Genomic DNA, 7514 nt, shown 5'->3' with positions numbered 1-7514 from the left:
GGCCGGCTCGGGGCCGGCGCGGAGCCGGCTCGGGGCCGGCTCGCGGCCGCCGGGGCGGGTATCGGGCGCCGTTGCTCCCCTCGTCGGAGCCCTGTTACCGTGAACCAACTCCTCAGAGGACCTGAGGAGTGAAGTGGGCGCGAGCGAGGGACGGGAACCAGCGATGACGATGACGACGGGCCGCGGCGAACCGCGGCGGCGGAAGCGGGGCGGAGCGCCACGGCCGGAGACGGCGGAACGCGCCGAGGGGGTGAGCGGAGTACGGAAGGGGCAGTTGGGGTTCCTGACCGGCACCCACGTCGTCAACGACCTCTATCAGGGGGCCCTGCCCGCGCTCCTGCCGTTCCTGGTCTCCGAACGGCACTACAGCTACTCGGCCCTGTCGGGCATCTCCCTCGCCGCCACCGGCCTCTCCAGCGTGGTGCAGCCGCTCTTCGGCGCACTGGCCGACCGGGCGCCGCGCCCCTGGCTGGTGCCCGCCGGATTCCTGGTGGCCGCGGCGGGCGTGGCCGGTACGGGGCTGTTCTCCGGCTATCTGCTCACCTGGATCTGCGCGGCCGTCGCCGGGATCGGTATCGCCGCGTACCACCCGCCCGCCACCAACCAGGCGCGGGCGGCGGGCGGAAGCTCGCAGAAGGCGATGAGCGTCTTCTCGGTCGGTGGCACCCTGGGTGGTTCGCTGGCTCCCGGGTTCGTCACGCTGGTGGTCGGCGCGGCGGGCCTGCGGGGCACCTGGCTGCTGGCCGTACCCGCCCTGGTGATGGCCGCGCTCTGGCTGGCGAAGGGGCCCTGGATGCGGGCCCGTGGCATCCAGGAAGCCACGGTGGTGATCCCCGCCGCCGGTGCCCGCTCGGGCGGCGCCGGGCTCCCGGACGACTGGCGCGCGTTCGGCCGGCTGGTCGTCGTCGCCGCCGGCTGGTCCGTCCCCTACGTGACGACGGTGTCCCTGGTCTCCCTCTTCATGATCCGCGAGCTGGGCAGTTCGCGAGGGGCCGCAGCGGCCGTCCTGACCTCGTTCACGCTCGCCGGGGCGGTCGGAACCCTGGCCGGCGGGTGGGCCGCCGACCGCTACGGGCGGCTGACCGCGATCCGCTGGGGTTACGTGGTCGCGGTGCCCGCGATGGCCGCACTGGTCTTCGCCCCCGGGGTGGCGGTCGGCGCGAGTGGCGTCGCCGTACTGGGCTTCGCCATGTTCGTACCGTTCTCCTCTCAGGTGACCCTGGCCCAGGACTACCTGCCCAACCGGCCCGGCACGGCCAGCGGCGTCACGCTGGGGCTGACCATGTCGGTCGGCGGACTCGGCTCCCCGCTCTTCGGTCGCCTCGCCGACGCCCACGGGCTGCGCGTCACCTTCGGGGTGGTGCTCGCGTTCCTCGTCGTCAGCCTGCTGGCCGCGCTCCGGTTGCGGGAACGGGCGCCGCAGGTTCCGCCGCGAGTTCCGCCGCAGGTTCCGGCGCCGGAGGAGGCCGCGGGGACGAGGGGCTCCGAGGTCGTGGGCTAAGTTGTCTGAGCACCTGAGGGGTGGCGGGGCCGGTGACGGCGCCGCCACCCCCCTTTCTCGTTTTCCTCGTTCGAGACCACGTTTCCCACTCCAGTCCCAAGGAGCGTCCGTCATGGCGGTACGGCCGGTTCAGCGCACCTCGCTCGTCGAAGGCGCGGTCGCCGAACTGCGCCGGCTGCTCGCGGCGGAGCACTGGCCGGTGGGCGCACGGCTGCCCGGCGAGGTCGAGCTGAGCCGACTGCTCGGCGTCGGCCGCTCCACCGGCCGGGAGGCGGTCCGGGCGCTGATCGCCTCCGGGCAGCTCCGCTCCCAGCAGGGGTCCGGCACCTACGTGGTCTCCACCGCGCCCGTCGAGGAGTTCGACCGCGGGCTGCGCCGGGCCGCCGTCGCCGACGTGTATGAGGTGCGGATCGCGCTGGAGGTCGAGGCGGGGCGGCTCGCCGCGAGCCGGCGTACCGACGAGGATGTCGCGGTCCTCGGGGAGCTGCTGGCCGGGCGGGGCGCCGCCGGTTCGGACGCCGAGCTGGTGGAGGCCGATCTGCTGCTGCACCGCGCGGTGGTCACGGCCGCCCACAATCCGGTTCTCGCCCGGGTCTTCGACTCCTTCCTCGATGCGCTCCGGGTCGCCGCCCGGGACGCGGTGGCCGACGGGGGCGTGCACGGCGGCCCCGGCGGCGACGACGCCCGGGCCCACGAGGATCTCGTCGCCGCCATCGTCGCGGCGGACCCGGAGGCGGCGGAGGCGGCGACCCGCCGCAACCTCGGACGCGCCCTGGAGCGCCTGCGCGGCGAGTGACCGCGCGCCCGTCGTTTCATCCGTCCCGTTTCGAGTGGCTCTCCGGGCGCTCCACCTCCGAGAGTGGACTGGATGGTCCATTGCGGGTTAACTTTGAACCGTACGGTCCAATCTGGAGTTCCGAGAGGGAGTACGGCAGTCATGACGGCACGGCTGGACAAGAGGACGGCGCTGGTCACCGGCGCGACCAGCAACATCGGACGGGCCATCGCGCTGGCCCTCGGCGCGGAGGGTGCCCACGTCGTGGTGTCCGGCCGTGACAGCGTCCGCGGCGAGCGCGTGGTCGCCGAGATCAGGGCCGCCGGAGGCCGGGCCGACTTCGTTGCCGCCGACCTGGACGGCAGCGCCGCGGCATCCCGGGAGCTCGCCGAGCGGAGCGCCGAGACGCTCGGAGGCCGGATCGACATCCTGGTGAACAACGCGGGCATCTACCCGCCCTCCACCACGACCACCGCCGACGAGGCCACCTTCGACCAGGTCTACGGGGTGAACGTGAAGGCCCCGTTCTTCCTCACCGCGGCCGTGGCCCCGGCGATGGTGGAGGCCGGCGGCGGCGTCATCGTGAACCTCGGCTCCTGGATCACCCGCCTCGGAGTTGCCTCCAACGCGCTCTACAGTTCCACCAAGGGGGCCGTCGAGACCCTCACCCGCGCCTGGGCCGCCGAGTTCGGACCGTCCGGGGTGCGGGTGAACGCGGTCTCGCCCGGTGTGGTCCACGACCCCTCCGACGAGCCGCTGCCCGGCGACGTGATGATGAAGGGCACCCCGGCCGGTACGCACGGCAGGCCCGAGGACATCGCCCGTGCCGTCGTCTACCTGGCGAGCGACGACTCCTCCTTCGTGCAGGGCATCGTCCTCGACGTGGACGGCGGCCGGACCTCGACCGCGGTGATCGCGGCCTGAGGCGGGGGCCCGAGGCGGTAGCCCGAGGGGCGGGCCCGGTCGCCGCTCCGGCGGGACCCCGAGGGCCGTACGCCCGGCGGCCGGTGCCGCCGGGATACGGCCCTCGGGGCCCGTACGCCCGGCTATACGATGGGCCGACCAGGCGAAAACCGGTACGTGCGCCCCTCTCCGGCGTACGCCGGGCGCCCCTGCACCCCCAGGAAGCGGACCCGTGGCACAAGGCCTGACCAGCAAGGGCGCCGCGACGCGGCAGCGCATTGTCGACGGCGCCGCCCGGCTGATGCGCGAGCGTGGGCCGGAGGTCTCCCTCGACGAGATCCGCGCCGCGACCGGCACCAGCAAGAGTCAGCTCTTCCATTACTTCCCCGAGGGCCGGTCCGCCCTCCTTGTCGCCGTCGCCCGGCACGAGGCCGAGGCGATCCTCGCCGACCAGCAACCCCACCTCGGCCGGCTCACCAGCTGGGCCGCCTGGGACGCCTGGCGGGACGCGGTGCTCGAGCACTACCGCGTCCAGGGCCGCCACTGCCCGCTCAACGTCCTCACCGGCCAGCTTGCCGGGGACAACCCCGAGGTGCGTGCCGTCGCCGAGGACCTGATGGACCGCTGGCAGGCCCATCTGACCGCCGGAGTGCGGGACATGCAGGACCAGGGGCTGATGTCCGTCACACCGGACGCGGAGCGCGCGGGAGAGTCGATCATCGCCGCCGTGCAGGGAGGCGCCTTCACCCTGATCGCCACCGGCCGGCTCGGTCCGCTGGAGTCCGCCCTGGACCTGGCCCTGGACCACCTCCGGGTGCGGGGCGCCGCCTGAGGACGGTGGGCCCGGCTCCTTCCGGGGTACGGTCTCGTCATGTCCCGATCAGCCGAGACCGGCTCCGCCCGCCCGCCCGTCACCGCGGACGACCTCGACCTCGCCGTGCGACTCGCCGTTGATGCCCTCCGCGAGGCGCCGGTGGCCGCGTGGGAGGGGAAGGCCGGTTCGCTGGAGTGGACCTGCTGGGAGACCGTCGAACACCTCAGCGACGACCTCTTCGCGTACGCCGTGCAACTGGGCCCCAGGAAACCGCCGTCGGCGGGCGATGTGCCCTTCCTCTGGGAGAGCAGGCGGCCCGGAGGTCCCGCGAACGCCATCCACGCCGACCGTGCAGCCGGTCCCCCCGGTCTGTTGCAGGTGCTGGAGGCCAGTGGCGCGCTGCTGGTCGCCATGGTGCGTACGAAACCCTCGCAGACCCGCGCCCATCACTGCTTCGGGGCGTCCGACCCCGAGGGCTTCGCCGCGATGGGGATCGTGGAAACCCTGGTGCACACCCACGACCTGGCCCAAGGGCTCGGACTTGCCTGGAACCCGCCTGCGGATCTCTGCTCACGGGTGCTCGCCCGGCTGTTTCCGGACGCCCCGGAATCGACGGACCCCTGGCCCACTCTGCTGTGGGCGACCGGACGCGCCGAACTGCCCGGACGCCCCCGCCCGACCACATGGCGCTGGGACGGTACGCCCCGGGCGTGAGGCTCGTCGAAGGACGCTCGTCGGAGGATGGGAGCAGGGCCGCGTGATGACGGCGGAAGAGGTGCTGTCGGTCCTGGCCATACTGCGACGGGCAGGGGCCGAAGTCTGGATCGGCGGTGGCTGGGGATCGACGCGCTGATCGGTGAGCAGACCAGGGACCACCGCGACCTCGACCTGATGCACCGCCAGGACCAGGAACCCGCCGTGGTGGCCGCGCTGGCCGGGGCCGGTTACGCGGAGACCCTGGACCAGCGACCCGTACGGTTCGTCCTCACGTCCCCGTCCGGCCGCGAGCTGGACCTGCATCCGCTGGTCTTCGCCGCCGACGGCTCGGCCGTACAGGCGTCCTTCGAGCCGGACCGCCCCTTCCCGTACCCCGCCGCAGCCTTCGTGGCAGGCGCCATCGGGGGCGTCCCCGTCCCGTGCCTCTCGGCGGTGCAGCAGGTGTACTTCCACCAGGGGTACGAACCCTCTGCCCGCGACCTGCACGACATGGCCCGGCTGCGCCGCGCCTTCCGGATCGCCACGCACTTCTGATCGGGGCGGACGTGTCCGGTGCCCGGCCGCTTCCGTCCTGCCGGCCGGGAATCAGGCCCGGCTTCGGTCAGGCGGCGGCAGGAGCGGAGGTGGAGGTGGGGGCGGGAGCGCCGAGCATCGCGGACGCGTGTGCGAGCGTGTGGTCCTCGTGCGCGGGAGGGGCGGCAGGTGTCGGGGCGGGGCAGGTGAAGCCGAGCTGGGCCATGGCCCGGAGAACCTCGCCGGCGCTGAAGTCCCGGCGGTCCTGCCGCGTGATGACCTGCCCGACCTGCTTGACCGGGTAGGTACGCCGGCCGATGATCACGCACTCGCCGACGGCCGGCTCAGGTTTGATTCCCTTCATGGCTTCCAGGACCCCGTTCTTGGTGAGCTCGAACGGGAAACGGGCGATGACGCAGCGCATGATGCCTCACAAGGAAAAGAGGGGGATGGGTTCTTTCGCGGTGAGCGAGTCGGTTCAGTCAACCAGGGCGAGAGGGCTGAAGGTGCCGTCCCGGTCGTCGACGAGGATGTCGCGCAGCCGGATCCGGTCCGTGTACGCGGCCCCGTCACGGATGGCGGTGAGCTCGGCCATGGTCACCATTCCCGTGCGCGATCCGTCGTTGTCGCAGACAGGCAGGTGTTCCACACGGGCGCCGGCCATGACCGACAGAGCCACCTCGACGGTCATGTCGTCGCCGACCTGAGGTCCGGCCGTCTCCGGGGCGGGGGAATCCGCCCGACGGGAGAAAATAACGACGTCGGTACGACCGTGGGAGAAGCGTTTGTCCGTAACTACGGAGTCCAAGGAGAGCCTTTCCTCGATGCGGCACTGATCAAGGAATTCCAGCTGCGGTGAAAATCCGCTGGAAATGTCATCAATGCGCGCCGGGTGGAATGCGGAATGCGGAATGCGGAATCGGAGTCGGCCTTCGCGAATCACGTGTGGCGGTGGAACGGTGATGCGCCGCGTCGGCGAAATCGGATGCGCGGGTGGGGAAGGGGAATTGCTCGTGGCCGGGGCCGCGCCCCGAGGGGCGGCGGGCCTCTGGCGTGTTGCGAAAGCCCCGCCTGTCCGGCGACGCCTGGCCCGCACGCTCACCACGTTGTCGGGAGCACCTCGGTGCATCCAGTATCGGGGTGACCCTCCGCCTTGCGATCGCACGCACCGGACGCCGCCGGGCCCGCCCTCCGGGCGGACGGCGCTACTTCCGCAACACGCTTTCGGCCACGTCTCACATGTCGCCGTCAGGCGGGAACGATGTTCTCGGCCGTCGGACCCTTCTGGGTCGGTGCGATGTCGAAGGTGACCTTCTGGCCTTCGAGCAGCTCGCGGAAGCCTTCGGCGGCGATGTTCGAGAAGTGGGCGAACACGTCCGGGCCGCCGCCTTCCTGCTCGATGAAGCCGAAACCCTTGGCCGCGTTGAACCATTTCACGGTGCCGGACGCCATGTCATATCTCCTTGGGGCATTACGCCGGAAACCGCAGTGCGTGGATGCCGGGTCGCCGCGGTGGTGCCCCGTCCGAAGGACCGGCAACGCGAAAGGCGTCCTACTGTCGGAAATGTCGACGAGGGTGCTCGAAATTTAGGACCACGGCAACTGGACACGACGATAGCATGCGGTAGCGGTAGGTGGGCGATGCGTATATTCCGCTCCATCGGCCCGGATAAAACACTTCGGGCGCGGTGTGCTTAAAACTCGCCTCGCGAACACAGATATTGCCCCACCGGGGGCGCAGCTCTTCCGGAGGGGCGCCCGCCGCTCGTGCCGGTGTCCGGGAAAGGGGCGATGACCGCCGCGGCCCACGGACCGGAAGGACGCGCGGCGCCCGTCGCCCGCAGCCGGCGGAGGATGGGCGGGAGCCTCAGTCCCGCGGTGGCGGGTTCCACGATCCGGCGGCCTCGCGGTATTCGGCGTTGATCCGCTGAGCTTCTTCGAGCTGGTCTTCGAGGATGACGATGCGGCAGGCGGCCTCGATGGGGGTGCCCTGGTCGACGAGTTCCCGTGCCCGCGCGGCGACGCGCAATTGGTAGCGGGAGTAGCGCCGGTGCCCGCCCTCGGAACGGAGGGGGGTGATGAGGCGGGCTTCGCCGATGGAGCGGAGGAAGCCCTGGGTGGTGCCGAGCAGTGCGGCGGCCCGGCCCATGGTGAAGGCGGGGTAGTCGTCGTCGTCAAGACGGCCGTTCGAGTCCTGTGCTGTCATTCGCACCTCTCTGCGGAACGCGTGGAGGGGCCGGCGACCGCCGAGGGCTGACCGCCTCAACGGCCTCCGCTTTCGGCCGGACAGG

General features: G+C 71.9%; 8 protein-coding genes and 2 pseudogenes. 6 read left to right on the top strand and 4 right to left on the bottom strand.

The features are described from left to right. Positions 1 to 250 precede the first annotated feature (250 nt). The 6 genes and pseudogenes from ACWD3D_RS30590 (at position 251) to ACWD3D_RS30565 (ending at position 5244) form a co-directional block, all read left to right on the top strand. Entirely contained in the window at positions 251 to 1501 is a 1251-nt protein-coding gene (locus ACWD3D_RS30590) for an MFS transporter (RefSeq protein ID WP_451463998.1), read from the top strand. Positions 1502 to 1613: 112 nt separating this feature from the next. Further along, on the top strand, positions 1614 to 2297 hold the full coding sequence (locus ACWD3D_RS30585; protein ID WP_451463997.1) for a FadR/GntR family transcriptional regulator: 684 nt from the start codon (positions 1614 to 1616) through the stop codon (positions 2295 to 2297). 141 nt (positions 2298 to 2438) lie between these two features. Next, on the top strand, positions 2439 to 3200 hold the full coding sequence (locus tag ACWD3D_RS30580; protein WP_451463996.1) for an SDR family NAD(P)-dependent oxidoreductase: 762 nt from the start codon (positions 2439 to 2441) through the stop codon (positions 3198 to 3200). Between the two features lie 211 nt (positions 3201 to 3411). Further along, complete coding sequence (locus ACWD3D_RS30575; protein WP_451463995.1) at positions 3412 to 4011, top strand: TetR/AcrR family transcriptional regulator; 600 nt, start codon at positions 3412 to 3414, stop codon at positions 4009 to 4011. A 39-nt stretch (positions 4012 to 4050) separates the two neighbouring features. Further along, entirely contained in the window at positions 4051 to 4707 is a 657-nt protein-coding gene (locus ACWD3D_RS30570; protein WP_451463994.1) for a hypothetical protein, read from the top strand. Positions 4708 to 4753: 46 nt separating this feature from the next. After that, positions 4754 to 5244 (top strand): annotated as a pseudogene (locus ACWD3D_RS30565) (nucleotidyltransferase domain-containing protein). Positions 5245 to 5311: 67 nt separating this feature from the next. Here the strand turns inward: ACWD3D_RS30565 and ACWD3D_RS30560 are convergent. From ACWD3D_RS30560 to ACWD3D_RS30545, 4 genes and pseudogenes are all read right to left on the bottom strand, one after another. Continuing rightward, complete coding sequence (locus ACWD3D_RS30560; protein WP_451463993.1) at positions 5312 to 5647, bottom strand: SCO5918 family protein; 336 nt, start codon at positions 5645 to 5647, stop codon at positions 5312 to 5314. Positions 5648 to 5713: 66 nt separating this feature from the next. Further along, positions 5714 to 5914 (bottom strand): annotated as a pseudogene (locus ACWD3D_RS30555) (CBS domain-containing protein); the annotation flags it as partial. A gap of 557 nt (positions 5915 to 6471) precedes the next feature. After that, positions 6472 to 6675, bottom strand: coding sequence for a cold-shock protein (locus ACWD3D_RS30550; protein ID WP_328719450.1), 204 nt, complete (start codon positions 6673 to 6675; stop codon positions 6472 to 6474). Positions 6676 to 7090: 415 nt separating this feature from the next. Beyond that, complete coding sequence (locus ACWD3D_RS30545; protein WP_451463992.1) at positions 7091 to 7429, bottom strand: helix-turn-helix domain-containing protein; 339 nt, start codon at positions 7427 to 7429, stop codon at positions 7091 to 7093. Positions 7430 to 7514 lie beyond the last annotated feature (85 nt).

The sequence above is a fragment of the Streptomyces sp. NPDC002690 genome (assembly GCF_053592415.1).
This window is presented reverse-complemented; position numbering and strand designations above follow the sequence as displayed.